Below are 25,949 nucleotides of genomic sequence, written 5' to 3' on the forward strand. Positions count from 1 at the left end.
ATTGTGCACGAGGATTAAAGCATGTCGCGCAAAAGTGTCTGCGGTTTTGCGACAACGACATGCGCAAAAACAAGAGCTTAAAGCGCAGCAAGGGAAACTGAAAGATCGCGACGCGCTTTAAGGAATGCCTCCCCGCGCAGAGGCGCGGGGAGGCGGAAGTCATGGATATTACTGCACGACGTTTGCGCCGACGACGCTATCCCACTTGGTGGTGATCGCTTCCTTGCCCTTGGCCTGCTCTTCGAGCGTCGGGAAGACAGCCTTTTCGTAGGCTGCTGCCGGCGGCAGCTTGTCGAGCAGTTCCTGCGGGATCTTGCCGTTCTTGGCGAGGTCGTTGAAGCGGATCGGGTGGCAATAGCCCTTCAGCCAGCCGAGCTGACCTTCGTCGGAATAAAGATACTCCATCCACAGCTTTGCCGCGTTCGGGTGCGGCGCGTAGGCCGAGATCGCCTGAACGTAGACGCCGGCGACGACGCCCGAAGCCGGAACGACGACTTCAACCGGCGGGTTGCCGTTGAGGCTGTCGCGCCAGGAAAGGCCGTTGTAGTCCCAGGCAATCACGATCGGGGTCGAGCCCTGAGCGAGCGAAGCGGACTTGCCGATCACCGGAACGAAGTTGCCGGCCTTGTTGACCTCGGCGAAGAAGCCGAGGCCCGCTTCGCCAGCCTTGGCGGCGTCTGTTTCACCGGCTGCGAGGCCGGCGGCATAGACGGCCTGAACGGCCTGGTTAGAAGCGCGCGGGTCACCGGCCATGGCGATCGAGTTGGCGTAATCCGACTTCTTCAGGTCGGCCCAGTCCTTCGGCACGTCCTTGACGATGTCGGTGTTCACCACGAAGGAGAGAACGCCATAGTAATCGCCGTACCAGTAGCCTTCGGCATCCTTGGCCGAATCCGGGATCGAATCCCAGGTGGAGACCTTGTAGGGCTGGATCAGGCCTTCGGCCTTGGCCGACGGACCGAAGGAGAGACCGACGTCGATGACGTCAGGCGCCTGCGGACCGGTGTTTCCCTTGTTGGCCTTGATGGCTTCGATTTCGTCGCCCGAACCGGCGTCCGGGTTCAGTTCGTTGACTTCCAGGCCGTACTTGGCCTTGAAGCCGGCAATGACGTCGCCATAGCCGCACCAGCTGTGCGGAAGTGCGATGGTGGTCAGCGAGCCTTCCTTCTTGGCGGCGGCGATGAGCTCCTCGCTCGGCTCGGCAGCGGCGATCGCCGTCGTTGCCAGAAGCATGGCGGTGGAAAGCGAGAGCAGGCGTTGAGTCTTTGAAATCACTGGCGTTCTCCTTTATGGGTTTTCAGTCAATTTCGGCGATGCTGTTAAAGAGATGCGATGAAACTTGTGTGACAGCGATCTGTCTGTTCGCGCCACGCATGTCGTTGGAAGAACAATTCTTTTTCCGACACGGCGCCTTCACTGAAACACACGTGCATAAAATTCCGTGAATGTGCCGGCTGCCCCTCCTAAACCGGTTTGCGAAAGATGCGGGTCGAATCGAACAGCCCCTCGAGCGTTTTCATCCGGTCGCGGGTGGCATCCCAGTTGGTGCTCTGGACGGCCTCGATCAGGGCCTCGACCAGAAACAGGATCACCACCGAACTGTCCCAGGCCGAGGGTACCTCGATCTGCGAGCGGAACACCTTGGAGGCGGATTTTGCCACCGGCGAACTCCAGCGATCGGTGAAAAGGACGATTTCCACGCCGCGTTCGCGTGCGGATTTCGCCAGCGTCTCCATTTCCTGCTCGTAGCGGCGGATGTCGAAGAGAATCAGCACGTCGCCGTGGCGCATGTCGAGCACGTAGTGCGGCCAGGCGCTGGCATTCGACGCGATCTCGGTGACACCAGGGCGGATGACCTGCAGATGGGTGAAGAGATAATCGGCAACGGCGCGGGTGATGCGGCCGCCGAGCAGATAAACGTTGCGCTTGCGGTCGGCAACGAGGGCGACGGCCTCGTCGAATTCGCGGGGCTCGATCTGTGCCAGCGTCTCGCGCATGTTGTTCATGGCCGCATCCGCAAAGCGATTGAGCGTATGGGTGCCCGGCGCACTGGCGGCCCAGCGGTCATGCTTGTTGATTGGGTTGGAAATGGTGGCTTCGAGTTCCTGGTGCAGTCGCGACTGGAAATCGGGAAAGCCTTTGTAACCAAGCTTTTGCACCATGCGTGCGACCGTCGGCGTCGATACGCCGGCGTTCTCGGCGACCGTCGTGATCGAGCCGAGCCCCGATACCGGATAATTGTCGAGAAGTGTCTCCGCCAACTGCCTTTCCGCGCGGGTCAGCGCGGTAAAGTGGGCATTGATCACATCCGACACCGTCGTGGATGTCGCCTTGCTGGTCAAATCATCTCCCCTGAACTGGTCTAGCGCCAGTTTGTGACAGATTAAACATCGCTGTCACAATTGGAGTCAATCGCAATTTGAAGAGATCGTTTCAGATTTTGATTGACACTCGCCAATCTCTGAACAAATCTTTTCATTAACGAACGTCTAACGGGGCAAGAGGGGATGCCGGTGTTGACGCGACTTTTGACCGATGCAGATGGCGATCCGGTTGCGATCGAGAACGCGGGCGGACGAGGCGACATCGTGTTCGTGTGCGAACATGCATCGCGCCGGGTGCCGGAGCGTCTCGGTTCGCTCGGCCTTTCCCAGCAGGCGCTTGAGAGCCACATTGCCTGGGATCCGGGCGCGCTCGCTGTTGCCGAGCTATTGTCGCGCAAGCTCGACGCGGCCCTGATCTACCAGCGCTTCTCACGGCTCGCCTACGATTGCAACCGTCCGCCGGAAGCCGATGGCGCGATGCCGGCCGTCAGCGAAGTGTATGAGGTTCCAGGCAATCGCGACATGCCACAGGAGGAGCGCCGGGCACGGGTCGGCGAGATTTACCTGCCGTTTCGCGATGCCATCAGCCGCTTCGTGACCGAGCGCAAGGCCAAGGGCCGGCCGCCTGTGGTCGTCACCATGCACTCGTTCACGCCGGTCTATTTCGGCAAGCCGCGCTCCGTCGAAGTCGGCATCCTGCACGATACCGACAGCCGGCTCGCCGACCAGATGCTGACCTTCGCAACCAAAGGCCAGGTTGCTTACGATATCCGCCGCAACGAGCCCTACGGGCCGGCCGACGGCGTTACGCACAGTCTGATCGAATACGGCGTCCACAACGGACTGCCGAATGTGATGATCGAGATCCGCAACGATCTCATTCGAAACGAGATCGGCCAGAGGGTCATGGCCGATTATCTGGAAGGGCTGCTCAGCAAGGGCGTGGCAGCGCTTTCAGCAAAATAAAAGACCCTGGGGAGCGGCTTTGCCGCGGTCCTGTTCCGGCTTGCCGGGGCAGGTGGTGATGGGACCTTGCCGCAATGGGGCGGTTGGGTCTGAAGAAATCAGGGGAAGCAAAATGTCAGACTACAGTGATCTCGACAAAAAGCAGGACATGCAGGTCCTGCATTCGATGGGCTATGCCCAGGAGCTCGAGCGGCGAATGAGCCGGTTCTCGAATTTCGCGGTCTCGTTTTCCATCATCTGCATTCTTTCAGGCGGCATCAACTCGCTGGCACAGGCAACGTCGGGTGCGGGTGGGGCCGCCATCGGCATCGGCTGGCCGGTCGGCTGCTTCATTTCGCTCGTCTTTGCCGTTGCCATGGCGCAGATCAGCTCGGCCTATCCGACAGCCGGCGGCCTCTATCACTGGGGCTCGATCCTCGGCAACCGTTTCACCGGCTGGGTGACCGCCTGGTTCAACCTGCTCGGTCTCGTCACCGTTCTCGGCGCCATCAACGTCGGCACCTACTACTTCTTCATGGGCTCGTTCGGCACACCGTATTTCGGCCTTGAGGACACGACGTTTACCCGCATCGTCTTCCTTGCCATCATCACGGGCGCCCAGGCGCTGGTGAACCACATGGGCATCGGGTTGACGGCGAAGCTCACCGATTTCTCGGGCTACCTGATCTTTGCGACGTCGATCCTGCTCGCGGGCGTGTGCCTTGCCGTTGCCGACAGCTACGACATCGGCCGGTTGTTCACCTTCTCAAACTATTCGGGCGAAGCCGGTGGCAACGTCTGGCCGGCAACCTCGGGCTCGTGGGTCTTCCTGCTCGGCCTGCTGCTGCCGATCTATACCATCACCGGCTACGACGCGTCGGCGCATACCTCGGAAGAAACCGTGAAAGCTGCCGAATCCGTGCCGCGCGGCATGGTTTCGTCGGTGCTGTGGTCGGCGCTGTTCGGCTACATCATGCTGTGCTCTTTCGTGCTGATGATCCCGAACATGGACGAAGCCGCCAAGCAGGGCTGGAACGTGTTCTTCTGGGCAATGGATGCGCAGGTCCACCCTGTGATCAAGGACGTGCTCTACCTCGCCATCCTCGTCAGCCAGTGGCTTTGCGGCCTTGCGACCGTGACCTCTGTTTCGCGCATGATCTTCGCCTTCTCGCGTGATGGCGGTCTGCCGGCATCCAAGGCTCTGGCCAAGGTCAGCCCGACCTACCGCACCCCGGTTGCCGCCATCTGGACCGGTTCGATCCTCGCCGTGCTCTTCGTCTGGGGATCGTCGCTGGTCTCGATCGGGGAGACGCCTGTTTATACGATCGTCGTGTCGTGCACCGTCATCTTCCTGTTCTTCTCCTTCGCGATCCCGATCACGCTCGGTCTCGTCGCCTGGGGCACATCGAAGTGGGACAAGATGGGTCCGTGGGACCTGGGCGAGGGCATGTTCAAGCTCTTCGCGGTGCTTTCGATCCTCGCCATGGTGCTGATCTTCGTTCTCGGCATCCAGCCGCCGAACGACTGGGCGCTCTACATCACCGTTGGCTTCCTGGTGCTGACGGCAATTATCTGGTTCGGCTTCGAAAAGCGCCGGTTCCGCGGCCCGCCGATCGGCGATGAGGTGGCGCGCCGACAGGCCGAAATCGCCGCTGCCGAAAAGGCGGTTGGCCAAGTCTAACCAAAAACAAAATGGGCGGGAGCGCATTCGCTGCTCCCGCTTTCTTTTTGCGGCCACGGGAACGGCCGCTTGCCGAAACATGGGAAGAATTTGGATGAGCTATTCGTTTGAGCAATTGAAAGAGGATGTCGCCGCCGGTCGCATCGATACGGTTCTCGCCTGCCAGGTCGACATGCAGGGCCGGCTGATGGGCAAGCGCTTCCACGCGCAATATTTCGTCGACAGCGCCTGGCAGGAAACGCATAGCTGCAACTACCTGCTGGCAACCGACATGGAGATGGAGACCGTCTCCGGATACAAGGCGACGAGCTGGGAAAAGGGCTACGGCGACTATACGATGAAGCCGGACCTTTCGACGCTCAGGCGCATCCCGTGGCTAGAAGGCACAGCGCTGGTGCTCTGCGACATGCTCGACCATCACACCCATGCCGAAGTGCCGCATTCGCCGCGCGCCATCCTGAAGAAGCAGATCGCCCGTCTGGAGGCGATGGGGCTCAAGGCCTTCATGGCGAGCGAGCTGGAATTCTTCCTGTTCGATCAGACCTATGACGACGCGCGCCAGTCCGGCTATCGCGACCTGCAGCTCGTCAGCGGCTACAACGAGGACTACCACATCTTCCAGACCACCAAGGAAGAGGATGTGATGCGGGCGATCCGCAACGGCCTGCAGGGCGCCGACATCCCGGTCGAGAATTCCAAGGGCGAAGCCTCCGCTGGCCAGGAAGAGATCAACGTGCGCTATGCCGACGCGCTGACGATGGCCGATCGGCACGCGATCATCAAGAACGGCTGCAAGGAGATCGCCTGGTCGCGCGGCAAGGCGATCACCTTCCTTGCCAAATGGAACTATTCTGCCGCCGGCTCCTCCTCGCATGTCCACCAGTCGCTGTGGAGCGCCGATGGCAAGACGCCGAAATTCTTCGACAAGGACGGCAAATACGGCATGTCGGAGCAGATGCGCCAGTATGTCGCCGGCCTGCTCAGCCACGCGAGCGAGATCACCTATTTCCTTGCGCCCTACATCAATTCCTACAAGCGCTTCATGGCCGGCACCTTCGCACCAACCAAGGCTGTGTGGAGCAAGGACAACCGCACGGCCGGCTATCGCCTGTGCGGCGAAGACACCAAGGCGATCCGCATCGAGTGCCGCGTCGGCGGCTCCGACCTCAACCCCTATCTCGCTTTCGCGGCTTTGCTCGCCGCCGGCATTTCCGGTATCGAAGGCAAGATGGAACTGGAGGCGCCGTTCGTCGGCGATGCCTATGGCGGCAAGAACGTGCGCGAGATACCGCGCACTTTGCGTGCGGCCACCGAGGCGCTGACGGGCTCGAAGATGTTGCGCGCCGCCTTCGGCGACGATGTCATCGACCACTATGTGCGCGCGGCCGAGTGGGAACAGGAAGAATACGACCGCCGCGTCACCGACTGGGAAGTGGCACGCGGCTTCGAACGGGCCTGACGAAGGCCGGCAAGTCACACTTCAGTGGCCGGTCCGTTGTAAGGGCTGGCCACGCCGTCATTCGAAATGGAAGCAGGAAGACGATCATGAGCATGATCAAGTGCATTTCTCCGGTGAACGGGGAAGTTTACGCCGAACGCCCGGCGATGCCGCTGGAGCTGGCCAAGCAGGCCGTCGCCCACGCCCGCCAGGCACAAAAGGCCTGGGCCCGCCGTCCGCTGGACGAGCGCGTCAACCTGGTACTGTCAGGTGTCGCCCGTCTCAACGAGATGGTCGACGAGGTCGTGCCAGAGCTTGCCTGGCAGATGGGCCGGCCGGTGCGCTACGGCGGCGAGTTCAAGGGCTTCAACGAACGTTCGAACTATGTCGCCTCGATCGCCGCCGACGCGCTGCAGCCGATCCTCGTCGAGGACAGCGACCGCTTCGGCCGGCGCATCGAGCGCGAGCCGCATGGTGTGGTCTTCGTTATCGCGCCGTGGAACTACCCCTACATGACCGCGATCAACACGGTCGCGCCGGCGCTGATGGCCGGCAACACCGTCATCATCAAGCATGCCAGCCAGACGATCCTCGTCGGCGAGCGCATGGTGCGCGCCTTCGTCGAGGCAGGCGTTCCGGCCGACGTGTTCCAGAACGTTTTCCTCGACCATGAGACGACGGCGGCGCTGATCGCGGCCAAGAGCTTCGACTTCGTCAACTTCACCGGATCGGTCGAAGGCGGCCGGTCGATCGAGCGTGCGGCCGCCGGAACCTTCACCGGCCTCGGCCTCGAACTCGGCGGCAAGGATCCGGGCTACGTCATGGAAGATGCTGACCTCGATGCGGCCGTCGATACGCTGATGGACGGCGCCACCTTCAATTCCGGCCAGTGCTGCTGCGGCATCGAACGCATCTATGTCCATGAATCGCTCTATGACGCCTTCGTCGAGAAGTCGGTCGCCTGGGTGTCGAACTACAAGCTCGGCAATCCGCTCGATCCGGAAACGACGCTTGGGCCGATGGCGCACAAGCGCTTTGCCGCGACGGTGCGCGAGCAGATCAGCGATGCGATCTCGAAGGGTGCCAAGGCGCTGGTCGACCCGAAACTCTTCCCGCAGGACGATGGCGGCGCCTATCTCGCGCCGCAGGTGCTGGTCGATGTCGATCACTCGATGGCCTTCATGCGCGAGGAAACCTTCGGCCCGGCCGTCGGCATCATGAAGGTGAAGAGCGACAGCCAGGCGATCGAGCTGATGAACGATTGCCAGTACGGGCTGACGGTGTCGCTCTGGACCAAGGATGCGGATCGCGCCTCGCGCATCGGCCGCGATCTTGAAACCGGCACCGTGTTCATGAACCGCGCCGACTATCTCGATCCGGCGCTTTGCTGGACCGGCGTCAAGGAAACCGGCCGCGGCGGCTCGCTTTCGGTCATCGGCTTCCAGAACCTTACCCGTCCGAAATCCTACCATCTGAAGAAAGTCACAGCATGACGATCACTGCGAACTGGAGCTATCCGACCGCCATCAAGTTTGGCGCCGGCCGGATCAAGGAGCTTGCCGACCATTGCAAGGCGGCCGGCATGAAGAAGCCGCTGTTGATCACCGACCGTGGCCTGGCGCCGATGGCGATTACGCAGAACGCGCTCGATATCCTCGAGGCCAACGGCCTTGGCCGGGCGATCTTCGCCGATGTCGATCCGAACCCGAACGACGTCAACCTCGCTGCCGGCGTCAAGGCGTTCAAAGACGGCGGCCATGACGGCGTCGTCGCCTTCGGCGGCGGCTCCGGCCTCGATCTCGGCAAGTGCGTGGCGTTCATGGCCGGCCAGAGCCGTCCGGTCTGGGACTTCGAGGATGTCGGCGACTGGTGGACGCGTGCGAGCGTCGACGGCATCGCGCCGATCGTCGCGGTGCCGACGACCGCCGGCACCGGCTCCGAGGTCGGGCGCGCCAGCGTCATCACCAATTCGGCCAGCCACGTGAAGAAGGTGATCTTCCATCCGAAGTTCCTGCCGGCCGTCACCATCTGCGACCCGGAACTGACGGTCGGCATGCCGAAGGTCATCACCGCCGGCACCGGCATGGATGCCTTTGCCCATTGCCTGGAAGCCTATTCCTCGCCGTTCTACCATCCGATGTCGGCCGGTATCGCGCTTGAAGGCATGCGCCTGGTCAAGGAATATCTGCCGCGCGCCTACAAGGACGGCGCGGATATCGAAGCGCGCGCCAACATGATGAGCGCTGCCGCCATGGGCGCCGTCGCGTTCCAGAAGGGGCTCGGCGCCATCCATTCGCTTTCGCACCCGGTCGGCGCGATCTACAACACCCATCATGGCATGACCAATGCCGTGGTGATGCCGCCGGTCTTGCGCTTCAACCGTTCCGTGATCGAGGACAAGATCGTCCGCGCCGCCGCCTATCTCGGCATTTCCGGCGGCTTCGGCGGCTTCTACGATTATGTGCTGAAGCTGCGCGAGGAACTGGGCGTTCCCGACAAGCTTTCGGCGCTTGGCGTCGGTACCGACCGCATCGATGAGATGTCGGAAATGGCGATCGTCGATCCGACCGCCGGCGGCAACCCGGTCGAACTGACGCTCGATGCGGCCAAAAAGCTGTTCAGGGAATGCATTTGAGTCAAGGTTTAGCGCCCAACAAGCTCTGAACGTTAATTTTCTTCAGGCCCGGAAAGCTTTGGTTTTCCGGGCTTTTTCGTGTGTCTGCCTGCGGATGGGGCAGACCGGTGTTAATCTTCGCCAGCGAAAATTTCCAATTCGTTAACCATGTTCTGAAAGGTTCTATTAAGCGGCACTGCTCGCTCGGCGCTTCGGTCGGGCAGGGCGCGGGAACAGAGCAGAAAATGAGGAATAAGATGGCGGTCATCACATTCGCCAATGCAAAGGGCGGCGCGGGCAAGACGACGGCGGCGCTGATCCTGTCGACGGAACTGGCGAGACAGGGGCACCGCGTTGTGGTCCTCGACGCCGATCCGCAGCGTTGGATCACCAGCTGGGCGGAAAACTCCGGCCAGATCGCCAATCTCTCCGTCATCTCGCATATCACGCCGGCATCGCTCGAATGTCATATTCGGGAAATGAAGGATGAGGCCGACTACATCATCATCGACCTCGCCGGCGCCAAGGATCAGATCGTCGCTCTGGCGCTCGCCCTTTCCGACCAGGTGCTGATCCCGGTGCAGGGCTGCGCCATGGATGCGCGCGGCGCCGTGCAGATCCTCGAGCTTATCCGTCAGATCGAGGACAAGGCGCGTGTGCGCATCAACCATTCGGTCGTGCTCACCCGCGTCAATTCGCTGGTGACGACGCGGGCGCTTCAGGCCATCAAGACCCTGCTTGCCTCGCGCGGCGTCTCCGTGCTCGACACGCCGATCGTCGAACGCGTCGCCTATCGCGAGATTTTCGACTGCGGCGGAACGCTGCAGTCGATGGATGAAACCCGCGTCAGCAATCTCGACAAGGCACGCGAAAATGCAGCAGCACTTGCCAAGGAAGTGCAAGCCCTGACGCCGGTGAGGGCGCGCCGCTCCTGGGCTTCGCGTGCGCCATCCTGGGCGACGCGGCGCGCGGCCTGATCAGGCGCCGGGTACCCGGATCACCTGTTTTCAAGACTGCCAAAACCGGAATTGATGTTCGTCAATTCCGGTTGAATCGCGTTGCGGCCACCCGAAAAGGCTGTTGTCCGTAAGGCTTCCTTTACCATGGGCTTATACCAGTGCTGGTGGAAAGTGATTGCACCTCACGGCGGTTTGCCGAGGTGCAGGTAGCCGCCATGATTGCGGCAAGGATTGCGGATTCGACCTTTTCACCTGGTCTCCCGTCCAGTTTCCATGATCCAGCAAGAGCATGCAGGGAAGTCGCGCATGAAAACGGTACACGTCGCTGCCGGCAAGGAAGATATCGCCGGTCGTCTCAATTTCATGGCGCTTGATGATGCGGCCAAGACGAGCCTGAAGGCCCTGAAGCCGCTCCTCGAACAGGAACTGGCGCCAGCGCTCGACAAATTTTACGCCCGGGTGAAGAAGACGCCGGAGACCAACCGCTTCTTCTCGTCGGATGCGCATATCAACCGTGCCAAGGGCGCGCAGGTCGGCCATTGGGCGAACATCGCCGACGCCAATTTCAACGACGAATACGGCGCGAAGGTCCGCACCATCGGCCACGTGCACGCCCGCATCGGCCTTGAGCCGCGCTGGTACATCGGCGGTTATGCGCTGATCGCCGAACATCTGATCACCGAAATCGTCAGGGCGCATTGGCCGAAGGGTGGCCTGTTCTCGCGCCAGACGACGTCGGCGGAAGAGATGAGTGCGATGCTTTCGAGCCTCGTCAAGGGCATGTTCCTGGACATGGACCTGTCGATCTCGGTCTATATGGACGCTTCCGACGTGGCAAAGCAGCGCGCGGTTCAGGAAGAGGTGCTGGCGACCGAACGCAAGCTCGTCAGCCAGACCTTTGGCGTTGCGCTGAAGAACATCTCCGACGGAGACCTGACGGCACGCATCGCCGCCGACCTGCCTGTCGCTTATGAGGAGCTCGGCGAGAACTTCAACCATGCAATCAGCGAGCTTGCCCGCGCGATCGGCGGTATCGAGGCCGGCGCCAGCCAGATCCATCTGAGCGCCAAGGAGATTGCGGCGGCGGCCGATGACCTTGCCAAGCGCACCGAGCGTCAGGCGGCCAATCTGGAAGAGACGGCGGCCGCCGTCGAACAGGTCACCCGCACGGTCAAGCAGACCGCCGAAGGCGCCGATCAGGCGAACTCGACGGTGATTGCCGCCCGCGCCAACGCCGAACAGAGCGGCGAGATCGTCACTCACGCGATCGAGGTGATGCAGGAGATCCAGACGTCGTCGGCCAGCATTGCCCGCATCGTCGACGTCATCGACGAAATCGCCTTCCAGACCAATCTTCTGGCGCTCAATGCCGGCATCGAGGCGGCGCGCGCCGGCGAGGCGGGCAGGGGCTTTGCCGTTGTCGCCTCGGAAGTGCGGGCACTTGCCCAGCGCTGCGCCGACGCGGCCAAGGACATCCAGGGTCTGATCGCCAAGTCGCGCGGCCAGGTGGATGACGGTGTTAATTCCGTCAACCAGGTTGCCCAGTCGCTGCAGCAGATCGTCTCGCAGGTGGTCGAGGTCAGCTCGGTCTTCGGCAACATCCGCGCCAGCACGGCAGAGCAGGCAACCGGCCTTCAGGCGGTCAACACGGCGATTGGCCAGATGGACCAGATCACCCAGCAGAACGCCGCCATGGTCGAAGAGGCCAATGCCGCAAGCCAGGCGCTGACGGTGGAATCCGAACAGATCGCGCTGAAGCTGAAGGCGTTCCAGACCTCCACCCAGGTTCACGTCGGCACGGCACACGGCTATCGCCGCGCGGCCTGAGCCCGACATCAAAGTATGAAGCAATAGCGCCTCGGATCATCCCGGTCCGGGGCGCTGTTCATTTTAAGCAAAGTAAACCTCCGCCTCTGGTGGCGTTCATGACTTTGTCGGACTGACAGGCTGGTGAAAGGGGGCAGCTCGGGTACGACGAGGGATTCTCTGCGTGAGCAGCGGACATGCCTAGCGTGCCGCAAACGGCGCTGCATCGACATAGCGGGGATAACGTGGAAAGGCGGTCGATATTGTATGTGCTGGTGTGATGTTCGCGACGCAACTTCGATACTCTGCTTCCATGGATATGGAGGTAAACATGCCAAAGCTGACCAAAGAGGAAGTCTCCGAGCGCCTTGAAGCTGCGCTTGCAATGCTCGGTGAGGAGGAATGCGAGGACGGGCAATCTAATCTAAAGATCAACTGGGTGAGGAGCCTACTGAACCGGGCGATCCAAGATCCGGTGGTGATGGTCGACAAGGTCGCCAACGATATCGTGGCTAGATGACGTCTGAGCTAGATCACAACGGTCATCTAGCGTTCTTACGGATCATTTCGTCCATTCCGAAACCGCTCCCGAATGGTCGCCTAGTTCTCTGCTCGAGTTACAGGGAAAGCATGTCGCCGTCGAAGATCGGCATGAACGCTTCAGCGTATCGGCCAAATAGCGCTCAAAAGCGCCGATCGACTAGGTGCTTCGCCTGTGCGCCGGCATGGTAGAAGGCGGATTTGACGGTGCGCCAGGTGTCGGGGGTAACAGGCGTTTCGGCAAGCGGGATCGCCGAGGTCTGGCCGGTGACGTGGTTGGCGAGCGCCTTGCCGAAGACCGTGCCGGGCGCAATGCCGCGGCCGTTATAGCCGCTGACGGAAAACACGTTTGGCGCCAGCGTATGCATGGCCGGCAGGTTGTTGGTGGTCATGCCGATGCGGCCGTCCCACCAGTATTCGAAGCGGAAGTCGCCGATATAGGGGAAGAGTTTGCGCACGGAGCGGGCGGCAAAGGCGCGATGCGTGCCCTCGGCCATGGCGTCCAGCCGCCCGATCGAGCCGAAGATCAGGCGGTTCTGCTGGTCCATGCGGAAGGAGGTCATGACAAGGCCGGTATCCCATGTACCCTGGCGTTCCGGCAGGATGCGGCTTGCGGCCTTTTCCGACAGCGGATTGGTGGCGAACTGGAAGTAGGGCAGGATCGTCAGTTCCTGCGTATGCTGCTGCCACGGGGCCTGCGCGAACATGCCGCCATAGGCATTGGTGGCGAGGATTACCTGTTTGGCCCTGACGGTGTTCTGGCCAGCCCTGAGCACCCAGGTCTCGCCCTTGCGCTCGGCGCCAATGAGCGGCGTGTCGGTATAGATCTCGGCACCGGCGGCAAGGGCTGCACGGGCAAGGCCGCGGGCATAGGCAAGCGGTTGGATCGTGCCGGCGCGGCGATCGAGCAGCGCACCGGAGAAGCCTTGCGCACCCGAGAGGGCGCCCGCCCGCTCGGCCGAGAGAACCTCGACCGGCGCGCCGCGCTTCTTCCACTGGGCTTCGCGGTCGCTGATGTCCTTCAATCCCTCGGCGCCGACGGCCATGTGCAGGGTGCCGTTGCGAACGGCTTCGCAGGAAATGCCGTGCTTCTCCACGAGCGAATAGACCATTGCCGGGCCGTCGCCGAGTTCGCCGAGCAGGCGGTTGCCGGCGTCGGCGCCTAGTGTCGCGATCAGGTCGTCGGGCTTCACCCACATGCCGGCGTTGACGAGGCCGACATTGCGGCCGGAGCCGCCGAAGCCGATCATCTTCGCCTCGATCACCGTCGCCTTGATGCCTTTTTCGGCGAGATGAAGTGCGGCCGAAAGACCGGTGAAGCCGCCGCCGATGATGGCAACGTCCGTGGTCAGGTCGCGGCCAAGCGGACGCGTATCCGGCGCTGCCGGTGCCGTCGCATGCCAGAGGTTGGGCAGGGTGCGCTCGGTCGCCATCGCGGACATTCCTTCGGTAAGGGCCTGAAATTTAGAGGTGGCTAAGTGATAGGACCAACGCCTTCAAATTTCTCATGACAATGTTTCATGAGGTCATGAAGGGTTTCATGAGGTCATCAAGGCCGCGCGCTCTAAGGTGTGTGCTTGGCGCTCCGCAAAAAAAAGTGACCGCAGCCGGTTCGTGGGCGGCCGCGGTCTGGGTCGTGTCGATGGAGTAGTCGGGTGTAAATGTCTTTGCCGGGACGGTGGTCCGCCGTACCGGCCCTATGGGTTCCGATGAAAATAACCTGGCCGATGACGTCATCGGTCAGGCAAGCTCATTTTCAACGGAGGCGTGCCGCTGTCACTCCCCCAATTGGGGGACGGGATGCGAAAAAAGCTGCGATTTCAGTCAATTCCACCAGGATTCCTACGCGGCAACGCTTGCCACGGTCGGCAAAGAAGAAAGCCCGGGTGGTGCCCGGGCTTGGATCGTATTCGACACGGTGTCTCAAGCGGTCTGATGCGTCAGTCGGCGAACTCGACCGTGACGCCGACGCTCACCATCTTGGCAAGTTCAGTGGCGTCCCAGTTGGTCAGGCGAACGCAGCCGTGGCTCTGGGTCTTGCCGATCTTGGAGGGCTCCGGCGTGCCGTGAATGCCGTAGGTCGGCTTCGAGAGCGCGATCCAGACCGTGCCGACCGGGCCATTCGGTCCCGGCTGCAGCGTCAGGATCTTGTCGTTGTTGCCCTGCTTGAAGTTGATCTTCGGGTTGTAGGTGTAGCCGGGATTGAGCGCGATGCGTTCGACATTGACGATGCCTGACGGCGAGGGCGTGTCGGACGAGCCAATCGTTGCCGGGTAGGCGGCGACCAGCTTGCCGGCCGCATCATAGGCCAGGACCTGCTTGCGGGCCTTGTCGGCGACGATGCGCGCCACCTTTTCCTTCCGGTTTTCGCCGGGATTGATGACCTTGATGATCGTGCCCGGAATGGTGAAGTCCACGCCCGGGTTGAGCTCGCGCAGATAGGCTTCGTCCATGTGGAACTTCTCGCCGAGCATTTCGCTCGTCGCAGTGAAGGACATGTGCGGCAGCATTGCCTTGTGGGCGTAGTCGTCGGGGATCGAGGCGACATAGGGACCAGCCGCGTCTGCGGCCGTGATCGTATAGCTGGTGATCGGCAGGCCGCCGTTCATCCGCAGCCGCTCGAGGATGTCTTCGGTGTTGTTCGGATCGAGCGTTTCGCCGGTTGACTGCTGCCAAGCCTCGATCGCCTTGGTGACGTTCGAGCCCATCTTGCCGTCGATGACGCCAGGCGAGAAGCCTTCGCGGTCGAGGAAGACCTGCAGCGCAGTGATTTCGGCGCGCGACTTGGACTTGACCGATATGGCCGGCGGCATGGACTGCCGGAGCGGCTCTTCGTATTGCGGGTCGATCGCCGCCTGTTCGCCGCCATCGATCAGGCCGGGCAGGCTGTTGGGCAGGTCGTTACGCTCGACCGAGGGCGGCACCACGTCGCGATAGGCCGGATCGCGATAGTCTTGAATGGATCCGGTGACATCGCCCGGCTCGGAATAGCCATAGCCGCGATCGCGGCTGCGGCGGTTGGAATAGACGTCGACGTCGCTCTGGCGACGATAGGCGCGGTAGTCGTCGGACGGCACCACGGTTGCGACCAGATTGCCCCAGTTGTCGACCAGTACAGTGCGGCCGCTACGGTCGCGCATGGTGCGCACTTCGTCGGCGCCCGGCATGTAGTCGAGAATTTCGCCTTCCGGCGTCACAAGCATCACGTCGCCATTGCCGCGGCGATTGCGGTAGCCTTCCTGGGCAAAGGCGGATGCAAGATCCACGGCAAGGAAGCCGGCTGCGGCGAGGAGCGAGAGGCCGGTGCGGGTCGCTGACGTCACGATATAACCTGTTCTCATGGTGGTTGATGTGGCGCGGTACATTTGGATTTCGACGTTAATGTGAAAAAAATGAATTCATCATGAATAAGCGGTTAAATTCTATCTAGGCGCCCCTTTAGCAGCTTTCAACCGATGAAAAACAGCCCCTGTCGGCTATCATGTCTTTGTGATCGCTGTGATTCCCGCGGGCTGGAGGCCGTGCATGCGAACGAGATTTGATGCACCCGATGACGAACACGAGGATCACATCCTGTTCGACCGTTTGTCGGCACTCGACATCGCGGCCTTCGTCGTCGATGGCGTCGATCTTTCGCCGGGCGCCGCGATTCCCTCAGACGGCGACCCGCGCATCGACCGGGCGCTCGCGGGCTTTCTCTTTACCTGCGGACCCGAGCACATCCGCCATCCCGAGCCGATTGCCGGCGGCGGCGAGGGCGCACGCTATCCCTTGCACGGTTCGCTTGCCGGCACGCCGGTCAAGCATACCCACATGTCCGCCGACACCACGCTTTGCATCGCCACCGTCGAGGTCAATCTTGCCGATGGCGGCCATGCGCTCTTGGAGCGCCGCTGGCATGTCGATGCGGACCTGCACGAGGTGATGCTGGAAGACCGGCTGACGAACACCGGCGCCGGCCCCTTTCCGCCGATGATGATGTACCACCTGAATATTGCCGGACGGCTCGTCGGCGACGATACCCGCATCATCAGCGCCTCCTTTGCCGAGGGAGAGCGGGCCTGGCGCTTCGGCGAGGGCGAGAGCGCGCATTTCTGCATCCCGGCCGAGGTGGGGGAGGACGGCTGGTCTGAGGTGGCGCTTTCGCCGCTGGTCGTTGCGGGCGGCAAGCGGCTGACGGTGCGCTTTCGCGCAGATACGCTGCCTTACTTGCAGATGTGGCGCTGTCAGCGCGGTGCTGCCGATGTCGTCAGCATCGAGCCGGCATCGCATCGTCTCGCCAAGCGGCCGGAGCTTGCGGCGGCCGGTGAGCTGCAACTGCTTGAGCCCGGGCAGAGACAGACCTATGCGCTTGCCTTCGGCGTCTCCTGACTGAGCGATTGGAATTGACGTCGGCGGGCACCGCGCCTACATCAATGGCCAAGGTTTTTTGCAGGGATTAAGCGACCATGGATATCCGCCCGATCAACGATGAATACTCGGTTTCCGGCCAGATCACGGCCGAAGACCTCGACCAGATCAAGGCGCTTGGCTTCAAATCCATCGTCTGCCACCGCCCCGATTTCGAGGCGCCGGACCAGCCGACCTTCGATTCCATCGCGGCGCGCGCGCAGGAACTGGGAATAGAGACCATGCACATCCCCGTCGGCCCGATGGGCGTGACGGCGGACGCGGTTCAAAAGATGGTTGACGCGCTCGACGAATTCCAGCGCCCGATGCTCGGCTATTGCCGCTCCGGTGCCCGTTCGACGGCGGTCTTCCAGCAGACACAGCATATTCGCGGCTGAGCCGGCTTACCGCAGCATAGGGGCGCATTGCGCCCCGCGATGCCTTGCGCCCAGAGGGCGCTTCGTACCTTGGGATGCTTGGCGCCCAGGATATGCGTGCACCCAAGGGCCAGGCAGACTGATTGCCGGCTCGACCGCGGTTCGAACAATCGACCGGCGGAGGATACTGCATGACGGGAATACATCTGATCGAGCGCGAGCAATGGGCTGAAAAGCCCGATGTTTGGCAAGGCGAATTCCAGGGTGGCGCCTATGGCGCAGACGTTTCGGTGATGTTTTACACCACCGACAAGGTTGGTGGCGGGCCGAAGCTACACCGCCATCCGTATCCCGAGACCTTCATCATCCGCACGGCGCGCGCTCTGTTTACCGTTGGCGATCGCAAGATCGAGGCCGAGGCCGGGCAGATCGTCGTGGCGCCGGCCAACGTGCCGCACAAATTCGAAAACCTCGGGCCGGGGCGGCTGGAAACCACCGACCTGCATGTGACCGGGGCGTTTGCGACGGAGTGGCTCGAGTAGCCGAATGCAGACAGCTTGCGGTTGCTGGGTGGGATAGGTTGCAGGGGTAGCCGTTTCCCGCGCCGCCGCCGTGGCGCTGCTGGATTCCTGTGACAAGCACAGGAATGAGGTAAGCCTCTGAGGAGGGCGCGGACTGCAAAGGTTTCATTGACCGCGGCTGCTTCCAGATCAGACCCGGTGTTCAGTCGTGATACCCCAACGCCCTCATTCCTGTGCTTGTCACAGGAATCCAGCCACGGCGCGTCTGCGCCGTGATTGAATTTTGTTCGGGGAGAACCCGATCAGCCCTTTCGGATTTCGCTCAGCGTGCGCGTCGGGGTGATGGCTTCCGGATCGAGCTTGATCTCGATGATCGCCGGCTTGCCGCTGGCGCGGGCGCGCAGGAACGCATCGGCAAACTCTTCGGTCTTTTCCACCGTCTCGCCGTGGCCGCCATAGGCGCGGGCAAGGGCTGCGAAATCCGGATTGGTCAGGTCCGTGGCGCTGACACGGCCGGGATAATCCCGCTCCTGGTGCATGCGGATCGTGCCGTAGATGCCGTTGTTGACGACGACCGTGATGATCGGCAGGCGGTAGCGCACGGCAGTTGCGAATTCCTGGCCGTGCATCAGGAAGCAACCGTCGCCGGCAAAGCAGATGACTTCACGGTCCGGGTGCAGATGCTTGGCGGCAACGGCCGCCGGCAGGCCGTAACCCATCGAGCCCGACGCCGGGGCGGCTTGCGTTGCGTATCTGCGGAAGCGGTGGAAGCGATGCACCCAGGTGGCGTAGTTGCCGGCGCCGTTGGTGAAGATGGTGTCTTCGGGCGTGTTCTCCTCGATCCAGTTCATGATCGGGCCCATGCGCACGTCGCCGGGGCCGGTTTCCGGCGGTGTCGACCACTTGAGGTAGCCTTCATGCATCGCCCTTGTGCGCGCCGACCAGACCGGTTCGGCCGTTGGCGCAAGGCCTTCAAGCGCGGCGACGAAATCGCGCGGGCTGGCGGCGATCGGCAGTTCCGGCCGGTAGACGCGGCCGAGTTCGGAGGCATCCGGGTGGACATGGACAAGCGTCTGGCGCGGGTAGGGCGCGTCCATCAGCGTGTAGCCGGACGACGGCATTTCGGAGAAGCGTCCGCCGATCAGAAGCACGAGATCGGCCTCCTTGATCTCTTTTGCCAGCGCCGGGTTGATGCCGATGCCGACGTCGCCGGCGTAGTTGGGGTGCAGGTGGTCGAACAGCATCTGGCGGCGGAAGGAGCAGCCGACCGGCAGGCTCCAGCGCTCGGCAAACCGCTGGAATTCGGCGACGCTTGCCGCCGTCCAGCGCGTGCCGCCAAGGATTGCGATTGGGCGCTTGGCGCCTTCGAGCAGCGCTCCGAGCTTCTTGATCTGGGAGGGGCCGGGATGGCCCTCGACCGGCTGGTAGGGCTTTGCCGCCGGCGCATCGGCGCTGCGCGTCAGCATGTCTTCCGGAAGCGTCAGCACGACCGGGCCTGGCCGGCCTGAAGTGGCGACCGCAAAGGCGCGGGTGACGAATTCGGGAATGCGGGCGGGATCGTCGATCTCGCCAACCCATTTTGCGACCTCGGTGAAGGCGCGGCGATACTCGATTTCCTGGAAGGCTTCGCGCTCGCGCGCCTCGCTCTGCACCTGGCCGATGAACAGGATCATCGGGATCGAATCCTGCCGGGCGACATGCAGGCCGGCCGACGCATTGGTGGCGCCGGGGCCGCGTGTCACCATGCAGATGCCGGGCTCGCCGCTGAGGCGGCCCCAGGCATCGGCCATCATTGCAGCGCCACCCTCCTGGCGGCAGACGACGACCTCGATGTCGGTGTCGTAAAGCGCATCCAGCACGGCCAGATAGCTTTCCCCCGGTACGCAGGCGATGCGTTTGACGCCGTTGGCGACGAGCGCGTCGACGACGAGCTGACCTCCAGTTTTCATGTTTTCCTCCCGATAGTCATTCTTTTGTTTTCAGATCGCTTATTTCAGATTGCGGGCGAAACCGGAGCGACGCTCGCGGTCTTGTCGACCCGGCGTTCCCGCCAGATGATGTAGAGGCCGGAGCTGATGATGATGGAAATGCCCAGCCATTTCAGCGCGTCGGGCAGGTCGCCGAAGACGAGCCAGCCGAAGATCGTCGCCGAGACGATTTCAAGATATTGCAGCGGCGCCAGCACGGAAGCCGGAGCGGAGCGGTAGGCATAGACGCCGAGCACGCCCGCTATGGTGGCGGTGACGCCGACGCCGAGCAAGTAGAACCAGGTGTTGCCCTCGGGCCAGACCGGATCGGAGATATTCGACCCGCTGCCTTCGCCGAGCCACAGCAGCACGAGACAGAAGAGGCCGCCCCAGATGCCGGCATGGAACTGCATCGACCAGGGGTCTTCATTCTGCGCCACCATGCGCGTCACCAGCAGGAACACCGCCAGGCCAAAGGCGGCGACAATCGGCAGCAGCGCGATCAGGCCCACCTCCTGCATGCTCGGCTGGATGACGAGAAGCGCGCCGAGGAAGCCGACGGCGCAGGCGGTGTAGCGCCGCCAGCCGATCGTTTCCTTCAAGAAGATGCTGCCGAGGATGGTGAGGATGATCCGCTCGACGAAGAAGATGGCGATGGCGTCGGCCACCTCCATCACCTTCAGCGTGGTGATGAAGGACAGCATGGTGACGACAAGCAGGCCGCCGCGCAGCGCGTGCAGCCCGGTCTTGCGCCAGGTGAGGTCGAACAGGCTGCCGCGCAAGAGCACGATCGGCAGGATGAAGACGACCTGCAAGAGGAAGCGCACCGCGGTGATCTGCGCCGAGGGCACGGTTGCGATCGCCAGCTTGGCGAAGATGTCGATGAGCGGCGACAAGAGCACCGAAAGGACCATCAGCGTCAGGCCGAAGGAGATGCGATCGTTTGTCGTGATGGTCTTGGGAAGGGACATGTCTGCCATGGTGATTTCGGGTCAGGGCCTCTTGCCTGCGGCCGCCTTGGCAGCGGCAGATCGGCACCAGGCGGCAAAGTCCGCGGTCGCCTTCTCCCGGCCGATTTCGTTGAGCGTTTCGTGGCGCATGCCCTCATGGATCGTCACGGTCACATCACTCATGCCGCGCGCCTTCATACGGTTGCCGAGCCAGCGGATTGCGCCGCCGTTTTCAGTCGACGGGTCGGCGCTGCCGCCGACGAGATGAACGGACAGGCCAACGGGCAGACGCGCCAGCCGGTCGGCCCGCGCGCCGGCAAAGGCGAGCCGCATCAGGTCCAACCAGAGCGACACCGTTGCATCAAAACCGCAAAGCGGGTCGGCGATATATTTCGCCACCTCCGCCTCGTCGCGCGACAGCCAGTCGGAATCGGTCTTGCGATCCTTGATCGCCTGGCCCCAGGCGCCGAAAGTGAGCTTCGACAGCAGCGGGCTCGGCACATCCGAGCCCTTGAGCGCCTTTTCGATCTTCAGGATCAACTGGCCGCCACGCCCGGCGATACCAGGACGGAAGTTTGAGTTCCAGACGGCGAGCGCATCATAGAGGCCCGGATCGGTTTCGGCGGCGTTGAGCGCGATCAGCCCGCCCATCGAGTGACCGAAGAGGATGACCGGCAGGCCCGGATGGGCCGTGGTAGCAAGCGTTCGCATGGCCTTGATGTCGGCGAACACCTTGTCGAGACCTGAGCTGTTCGAGAACATGGCAAGCGGCGCATCCGGCGCGCGGGTCCCGCCATGTCCGCGATGGTCGTGGGCATAGACGTGGAAGCCGTGGCCGGCCATCACTTCTGCAAAACGGGCATAGCGGCCGGAATGTTCGGCCAGGCCATGGCTGATGAGAAGAATGCCGCGCGCGTCGGCGGCTGCCGGAAAGTGGCGCCAGTTCAAGACGGCGCCTGTCGGGCTCTGATGCGTCCTCACCTGCCCGAACATGCCTTCTCCCGGACCTATCGTCAGACTCTGCCGATATCAAATCGATTTGCAGGCGAAAGGCAATCGCTGCTTGTTGATCGTTACGCATGAGGTCACAAGCGATTTCCCGGACCTGTAATTAACAGTTGCAATTTTCCCGTTTTGAGCGATATTTGTTCCCGTTTTGTTTTTCTGGAGAGTGTCATGGCATGTTGGGGTAAAGCGATTTCAAGTCCAATGACAATTGTTGCGATGGCGCTGGCGATGCTGCTTGCTCCGTCCTCCTTTGCCTTGGCGCAAGAGAAAGTCGAGGCTGGGGCGGAAGGCGCCTCGGGCCGCACGGAGTATGTGCTTGCCGTCAGTTGGCAGCCGGGCTTCTGCGAGACGCGGCCGCAGCGCAAGGAATGCGCGAGCCAGACGGCCGAACGTTTCGATGCCACGAACCTGTCGCTGCATGGGCTCTGGCCCTTGCGCAAGAGCTATTGCGGCGTGGCGGCCGAGATGCGCAGCCAGGACCGCAAGGGCGACTGGCTCGATCTGCCGAAGCTCGCCATGGCCGATGATACGGCGGCGCGGCTGCTGATCGCCATGCCGGGTGTCCAGTCCGGGCTCGACCGTCATCAATGGCTGCGCAGCGGCACCTGCCAGACGGCACCGGTCGATGACTATTTCGCCGTGCAGCTGCGCATGCTGGATGAGCTCAACCGATCCGCCGTCGGTGCGCTCTTTCGCGCACGCATCGGCTCGGAACTCGATGAGCAGGCGATCAAGCAGGCTTTCGACCAGAGCTTCGGCGCCGGTGCCGGCGAGCGGGTGCGCATGCGCTGCCAGACGGTCGCGGGACGCAGCGTCATCACGGGCCTGACGATCGGCTTGACCGGTGACATCTCGGGCAAGTCGAGCCTGGCGCCGCTGATCCAGGCGGCGGGGACGACGGAGTTCAAATGCGCCAAGGGCATAGCCGACGCGGCAGGCCGCGGATAGCGGCGGGCAAGGCGCACAGGCATGGGATAGGCGGGGGCAAACGCCTTTGGCGATTGCCCCTTTGCACTAATTCGCCTACATAGCGGGCAAATTTCCTTCCCATGCGGAGCATTCCTTTATGGCACGTCAATTCATCTATCATATGGCCGGACTCAATAAGTCCTATGGCGCGAAGAAGGTCCTGGAGAACGTTCATCTGTCGTTCTACCCGGACGCGAAGATCGGTATCCTCGGCCCGAACGGCGCCGGTAAGTCGACGGTGCTGCGCATCATGGCCGGCCTCGACAAGGAATATACCGGCGAAGCCTGGATCGCCGAAGGTGCGACGATCGGTTACCTGCCGCAGGAGCCGCAGCTCGACCCGACCAAGACCGTGCTCGAAAACGCCATGGAAGGCGTTGCCGCCAAGACGGCGATCGTCGAGCGCTACAACGAGCTGATGATGAACTATTCCGACGAGACGGCGGAAGAGGGCGCAAAGCTTCAGGACATCATCGACAGCCAGAACCTGTGGGATCTCGAGAGCCAGGTCGAAATGGCGATGGAAGCGCTACGCTGCCCGCCTGGTGATGCCGACGTCACCAGCCTTTCGGGCGGTGAGAAGCGCCGTATCGCGCTCTGCAAGCTGCTTCTGTCGCAGCCGGACCTGCTGCTGCTCGACGAACCGACCAACCACCTTGACGCCGAGACGATCGCCTGGCTCGAAAAGCACCTGCGCGAATATCCCGGCGCCGTGCTGATGATCACCCACGACCGCTACTTCCTCGACAACGTCACCGGCTGGATCCTCGAGCTCGACCGCGGTCGCAGCATTCCCTACGAAGGCAACTACTCGGCCTACCTCGTTGCCAAGGCCAAGCGCATGCAGCAGGAAGGCCGCGAAGAGGCTTCCCGCCAGAAGGCGATCGCCCGCGAACAGGAATGGATCGCATCCAGCCCGAAGGCCCGCCAGGCCAAGTCCAAGGCGCGTATCCGCTCCTATGACGACCTGGTCAATGCCGCGGAAAACCAGCGTCCGGGCGATGCGCAGATCATCATTCCGGTCGGCGAACGTCTCGGCCAGGTGGTCATCGAAATGGATGGCGTCACCAAGGGTTATGGCGACCGCCTGTTGATCGACGGCCTGTCGTTGAAGCTGCCGCCGGGCGGCATCGTCGGCATCATCGGCCCGAACGGCGCCGGTAAGACGACGCTCTTCCGCATGATCACCGGCCAGGAACAGCCCGACGGTGGTTCGATCCGCATCGGCGACACCGTGCATCTCGGCTATGTCGACCAGAGCCGTGACGCGCTGGACGGCAACAAGACCGTCTGGGAAGAAATTTCCGGCGGCGCCGAAGTCATCAAGCTCGGCAAGTACGAGATGAACTCGCGCGCCTATTGCTCGACCTTCAACTTCAAGGGCGGCGATCAGCAGCAGAAGGTCGGCAATCTCTCGGGTGGTCAGCGCAACCGCGTTCACCTGGCCAAGATGCTGAAGAACGGCGGCAACGTGCTGCTGCTCGACGAACCGACCAACGACCTCGACACCGAGACGCTGGCGGCGCTCGAAATCGCGCTGGAAAACTTCGCCGGTTGCGCCGTCATCATCAGCCACGATCGCATGTTCCTCGACCGCCTGGCGACCCACATCCTCGCCTTCGAGGGCGACAGCCAGGTCGAATGGTTCGAAGGCAACTTCGAAGACTACGAGAAGGACAAGATCCGTCGCCTCGGCCCGGATTCGGTCAACCCGAAGCGCGTCACCTACAAGCGCCTGACGCGCTAACCTTCCGGCACGTCGCGTGAGCCTGGGCTTACGCGACGTGCCCACAGCCTACCTTGGATCGGAAACGATTTGAGGGGCGCGCCATGCCGCAAGTTTGAGGGGTTACATTGCCCCTGGCGCCCGGTACCCGACGCGCGGTTCGGCAAGTCTCTTCGCTTGCGCGGCCTCTGCCTGTAACCTGATCCCCCGCGGGGTCGGGGCACGCACTCCTGTGCCACCTATCCGACAGGCTGACCGCCGGCGGATGCAGCGCATGATACCTTCATCACTGTCTTCTCGTCGAACGGTCGCTATTTTCGCGTCGTCCGCTCGCGGAGAATTTCCGGTTTAAACAACGTCGCGGAGCGCTCTACCTCTCCGTTTCTTGCGCACTTCCGCACGGAAAACCGCTTTGCGCGTCTCCTGCAAATGCTCGCAGCAGCCATGATGTCGCCGATGTTTGTCGTCCTGACGTGGAGCCGAAAGATGAGGGTATCGGCTACATGAGGTGAGGGATGCTGCAAGTTGAAGTTCACGGCAACCCAACAAGAAGCCATCGTCAACGGGCGGAGCGCAAGCTTCGTCCGTTCGCATGTCGAACCGGTGGAAAGTCCTGTTCCTGGAACGGCATAGTTTGGTCTCTTCGCGCAAATTCGCTTGCGCTATACTCGCAAATCACATAAACATATCTTTATGTGTTGATGGGGATTGGTATGGCGGATCAGAGAGAGCTTGGTCTCGACGCGCTGGTGGATGTGTTGAAGGCTGCGGGTGAGCCGACCCGCATGCGCCTTCTCGCGCTGCTTGCCGCAGGGGATCTCACCGTCACCGATCTTACCGAAATTCTCGGACAATCGCAGCCCCGCATTTCGAGGCACCTGAAGCTCTTGGCCGAGGTCGAGCTCGTCGACCGCTACCAGGAGGGCGCCTGGGCCTATTTCCGCCTTCGCCAGGAGGGCGCCCGCGTGTCGCTGGTGCGGGCGATGCTTGCATCCGCCACCGCCGATGACGCAGTTCTGTCGCGCGACGCATCCCGCCTCGTCACCTTGAAGAAGGCGCGGGCCGAAAAGGCGCAGGCCTATTTCAGCCGCAATGCGGCCGGCTGGGACGAGCTTCGGCGCCTGCACGTCAGCGAGCGGGACGTGGAGACGGCACTGCGCGACATGGTCGGCGACGAGCCGGTCGAAAGCCTCCTGGACCTGGGGACGGGCACGGGACGCATCCTGCAACTGTTCGAAGGGCTCTATCGACGCGGCATCGGCATCGATGCCAGCCGCGACATGCTGGCCGTTGCCCGCTCCAATCTCGACCGCGCCGGCATCACCAAGGCATCGATTCGCCATGGCGATATCTTCAACCTGCCGCTCGATGGCCAGGCCTTCGACCTCGTCACCATTCACCAGGTGCTGCATTTCCTCGAGCAACCGGAAGCGGCGATCGCCGAGGCGGCACGCATGCTGACGCCGGGCGGGCGGCTGGTGATCATCGATTTTGCGCCGCACGGGCTGGAGCACTTGCGCGACGAGCATGCCCATGCGCGGCTTGGCTTCTCTCATCAGGCGATGACCGACTGGCTGGCAAAGGCCGGGCTCGCCCTGGAAAAGACGACCGATCTGTCGCCGGAAGGCACGGACGGAGGAAAACTGACGGTGACGATCTGGCTGGCGCGCGATCAGCGGGCCGTCGAGGAGAGCGAAGCGCCACATCAGCGCATGCAAGCAGGGGGAATTTGAGA

Annotated in this window: 22 protein-coding genes; 14 read left to right on the top strand and 8 right to left on the bottom strand. The window is 62.4% G+C overall.

The window, feature by feature from the left end:
- Positions 1-168: 168 nt before the first annotated feature.
- Both ABIE33_RS11675 and ABIE33_RS11680 read right to left on the bottom strand, forming a co-directional pair.
- Positions 169-1,275 carry an ABC transporter substrate-binding protein gene (locus ABIE33_RS11675; protein WP_429124950.1) on the bottom strand — a complete coding sequence of 369 codons (1,107 nt, stop codon included), beginning with the start codon at positions 1,273-1,275 and terminating at the stop codon, positions 169-171.
- Positions 1,276-1,463: 188 nt separating this feature from the next.
- On the bottom strand, positions 1,464-2,342 hold the full coding sequence (locus tag ABIE33_RS11680) for a MurR/RpiR family transcriptional regulator (protein WP_429124952.1): 879 nt from the start codon (positions 2,340-2,342) through the stop codon (positions 1,464-1,466).
- A 174-nt stretch (positions 2,343-2,516) separates the two neighbouring features.
- Here ABIE33_RS11680 and ABIE33_RS11685 point away from each other — a divergent pair, with 174 nt between their 5' ends.
- The 5 genes from ABIE33_RS11685 (at position 2,517) to ABIE33_RS11705 (ending at position 9,023) form a co-directional block, all read left to right on the top strand.
- On the top strand, positions 2,517-3,290 hold the full coding sequence (locus ABIE33_RS11685; protein WP_429125545.1) for an N-formylglutamate amidohydrolase: 774 nt from the start codon (positions 2,517-2,519) through the stop codon (positions 3,288-3,290).
- A gap of 112 nt (positions 3,291-3,402) precedes the next feature.
- Positions 3,403-4,950, top strand: a complete 1,548-nt coding sequence (locus ABIE33_RS11690) for an amino acid permease (protein ID WP_429124954.1) — start codon at positions 3,403-3,405, stop codon at positions 4,948-4,950.
- Positions 4,951-5,044: 94 nt separating this feature from the next.
- On the top strand, positions 5,045-6,409 hold the full coding sequence (locus tag ABIE33_RS11695; RefSeq protein WP_429124956.1) for a glutamine synthetase family protein: 1,365 nt from the start codon (positions 5,045-5,047) through the stop codon (positions 6,407-6,409).
- Between the two features lie 86 nt (positions 6,410-6,495).
- The gene (locus ABIE33_RS11700; RefSeq protein WP_429124958.1) at positions 6,496-7,881 is read left to right on the top strand and encodes an aldehyde dehydrogenase family protein; all 1,386 of its coding nucleotides are present in this window, start codon (positions 6,496-6,498) and stop codon (positions 7,879-7,881) included.
- Positions 7,878-9,023: an iron-containing alcohol dehydrogenase gene (locus ABIE33_RS11705; RefSeq protein ID WP_429124960.1), complete on the top strand. Its 1,146-nt coding sequence runs from the start codon at positions 7,878-7,880 to the stop codon at positions 9,021-9,023. The genes ABIE33_RS11700 and ABIE33_RS11705 overlap by 4 nt, the downstream gene beginning before the upstream one ends.
- Position 9,024: 1 nt before the next feature.
- Here ABIE33_RS11705 and ABIE33_RS11710 read toward each other — a convergent pair whose 3' ends face one another.
- Positions 9,025-9,270 (bottom strand): hypothetical protein, encoded by a 246-nt coding sequence (locus ABIE33_RS11710; protein ID WP_429124962.1) that lies wholly within the window; start codon positions 9,268-9,270, stop codon positions 9,025-9,027.
- Between ABIE33_RS11710 and ABIE33_RS11715 the strand changes: the two genes are divergently transcribed.
- From ABIE33_RS11715 to ABIE33_RS11725, 3 genes are all read left to right on the top strand, one after another.
- Entirely contained in the window at positions 9,260-9,979 is a 720-nt protein-coding gene (locus tag ABIE33_RS11715; protein WP_429124964.1) for an AAA family ATPase, read from the top strand. The genes ABIE33_RS11710 and ABIE33_RS11715 overlap by 11 nt on opposite strands.
- A 288-nt stretch (positions 9,980-10,267) precedes the next feature.
- Positions 10,268-11,788, top strand: a complete 1,521-nt coding sequence (locus ABIE33_RS11720) for a methyl-accepting chemotaxis protein (protein ID WP_429124966.1) — start codon at positions 10,268-10,270, stop codon at positions 11,786-11,788.
- Between the two features lie 310 nt (positions 11,789-12,098).
- Positions 12,099-12,287, top strand: a complete 189-nt coding sequence (locus ABIE33_RS11725) for a hypothetical protein (RefSeq protein WP_429124967.1) — start codon at positions 12,099-12,101, stop codon at positions 12,285-12,287.
- A 163-nt stretch (positions 12,288-12,450) separates the two neighbouring features.
- On the opposite strand, the gene ABIE33_RS11730 is transcribed toward ABIE33_RS11725, so the two are convergent.
- Together ABIE33_RS11730 and ABIE33_RS11735 are read right to left on the bottom strand one after the other, a co-directional pair.
- Entirely contained in the window at positions 12,451-13,740 is a 1,290-nt protein-coding gene (locus tag ABIE33_RS11730) for an NAD(P)/FAD-dependent oxidoreductase (protein ID WP_429124969.1), read from the bottom strand.
- A gap of 507 nt (positions 13,741-14,247) precedes the next feature.
- Positions 14,248-15,672 (bottom strand): L,D-transpeptidase family protein, encoded by a 1,425-nt coding sequence (locus ABIE33_RS11735; protein ID WP_429124971.1) that lies wholly within the window; start codon positions 15,670-15,672, stop codon positions 14,248-14,250.
- Between the two features lie 160 nt (positions 15,673-15,832).
- On the opposite strand from ABIE33_RS11735, the gene ABIE33_RS11740 reads away from it, so the two are divergent.
- From ABIE33_RS11740 to ABIE33_RS11750, 3 genes are all read left to right on the top strand, one after another.
- Positions 15,833-16,678: a DUF4432 family protein gene (locus ABIE33_RS11740; protein WP_429124973.1), complete on the top strand. Its 846-nt coding sequence runs from the start codon at positions 15,833-15,835 to the stop codon at positions 16,676-16,678.
- A 77-nt stretch (positions 16,679-16,755) separates the two neighbouring features.
- A complete protein-coding gene (locus ABIE33_RS11745; RefSeq protein WP_429124975.1) occupies positions 16,756-17,094 on the top strand; it encodes a TIGR01244 family sulfur transferase in 339 nt (112 codons plus the stop codon).
- Between the two features lie 170 nt (positions 17,095-17,264).
- Positions 17,265-17,615: a cupin domain-containing protein gene (locus ABIE33_RS11750; protein WP_429124977.1), complete on the top strand. Its 351-nt coding sequence runs from the start codon at positions 17,265-17,267 to the stop codon at positions 17,613-17,615.
- 281 nt (positions 17,616-17,896) lie between these two features.
- On the opposite strand, the gene ABIE33_RS11755 is transcribed toward ABIE33_RS11750, so the two are convergent.
- The 3 genes from ABIE33_RS11755 to ABIE33_RS11765 are packed head-to-tail and all read right to left on the bottom strand — an operon-like array spanning position 17,897 to position 21,504.
- Positions 17,897-19,543 (bottom strand): thiamine pyrophosphate-binding protein, encoded by a 1,647-nt coding sequence (locus tag ABIE33_RS11755; protein ID WP_429124979.1) that lies wholly within the window; start codon positions 19,541-19,543, stop codon positions 17,897-17,899.
- Between the two features lie 44 nt (positions 19,544-19,587).
- Entirely contained in the window at positions 19,588-20,541 is a 954-nt protein-coding gene (locus tag ABIE33_RS11760; RefSeq protein ID WP_429124981.1) for a DMT family transporter, read from the bottom strand.
- Between the two features lie 12 nt (positions 20,542-20,553).
- Positions 20,554-21,504, bottom strand: a complete 951-nt coding sequence (locus ABIE33_RS11765) for an alpha/beta fold hydrolase (protein WP_429124983.1) — start codon at positions 21,502-21,504, stop codon at positions 20,554-20,556.
- Positions 21,505-21,720: 216 nt separating this feature from the next.
- Between ABIE33_RS11765 and ABIE33_RS11770 the strand changes: the two genes are divergently transcribed.
- The 3 genes from ABIE33_RS11770 (at position 21,721) to ABIE33_RS11780 (ending at position 25,947) form a co-directional block, all read left to right on the top strand.
- Entirely contained in the window at positions 21,721-22,467 is a 747-nt protein-coding gene (locus tag ABIE33_RS11770; RefSeq protein ID WP_429124985.1) for a ribonuclease T2, read from the top strand.
- Positions 22,468-22,585: 118 nt separating this feature from the next.
- The gene (gene ettA, locus ABIE33_RS11775; protein WP_429124987.1) at positions 22,586-24,235 is read left to right on the top strand and encodes an energy-dependent translational throttle protein EttA; all 1,650 of its coding nucleotides are present in this window, start codon (positions 22,586-22,588) and stop codon (positions 24,233-24,235) included.
- Positions 24,236-24,927: 692 nt separating this feature from the next.
- Positions 24,928-25,947: an ArsR/SmtB family transcription factor gene (locus tag ABIE33_RS11780; RefSeq protein WP_429124989.1), complete on the top strand. Its 1,020-nt coding sequence runs from the start codon at positions 24,928-24,930 to the stop codon at positions 25,945-25,947.
- Positions 25,948-25,949: the final 2 nt, after the last annotated feature.

This window comes from Ensifer sp. 4252, assembly GCF_050434565.1.
Taxonomy (GTDB): Bacteria; Pseudomonadota; Alphaproteobacteria; order Rhizobiales; family Rhizobiaceae; genus Ensifer.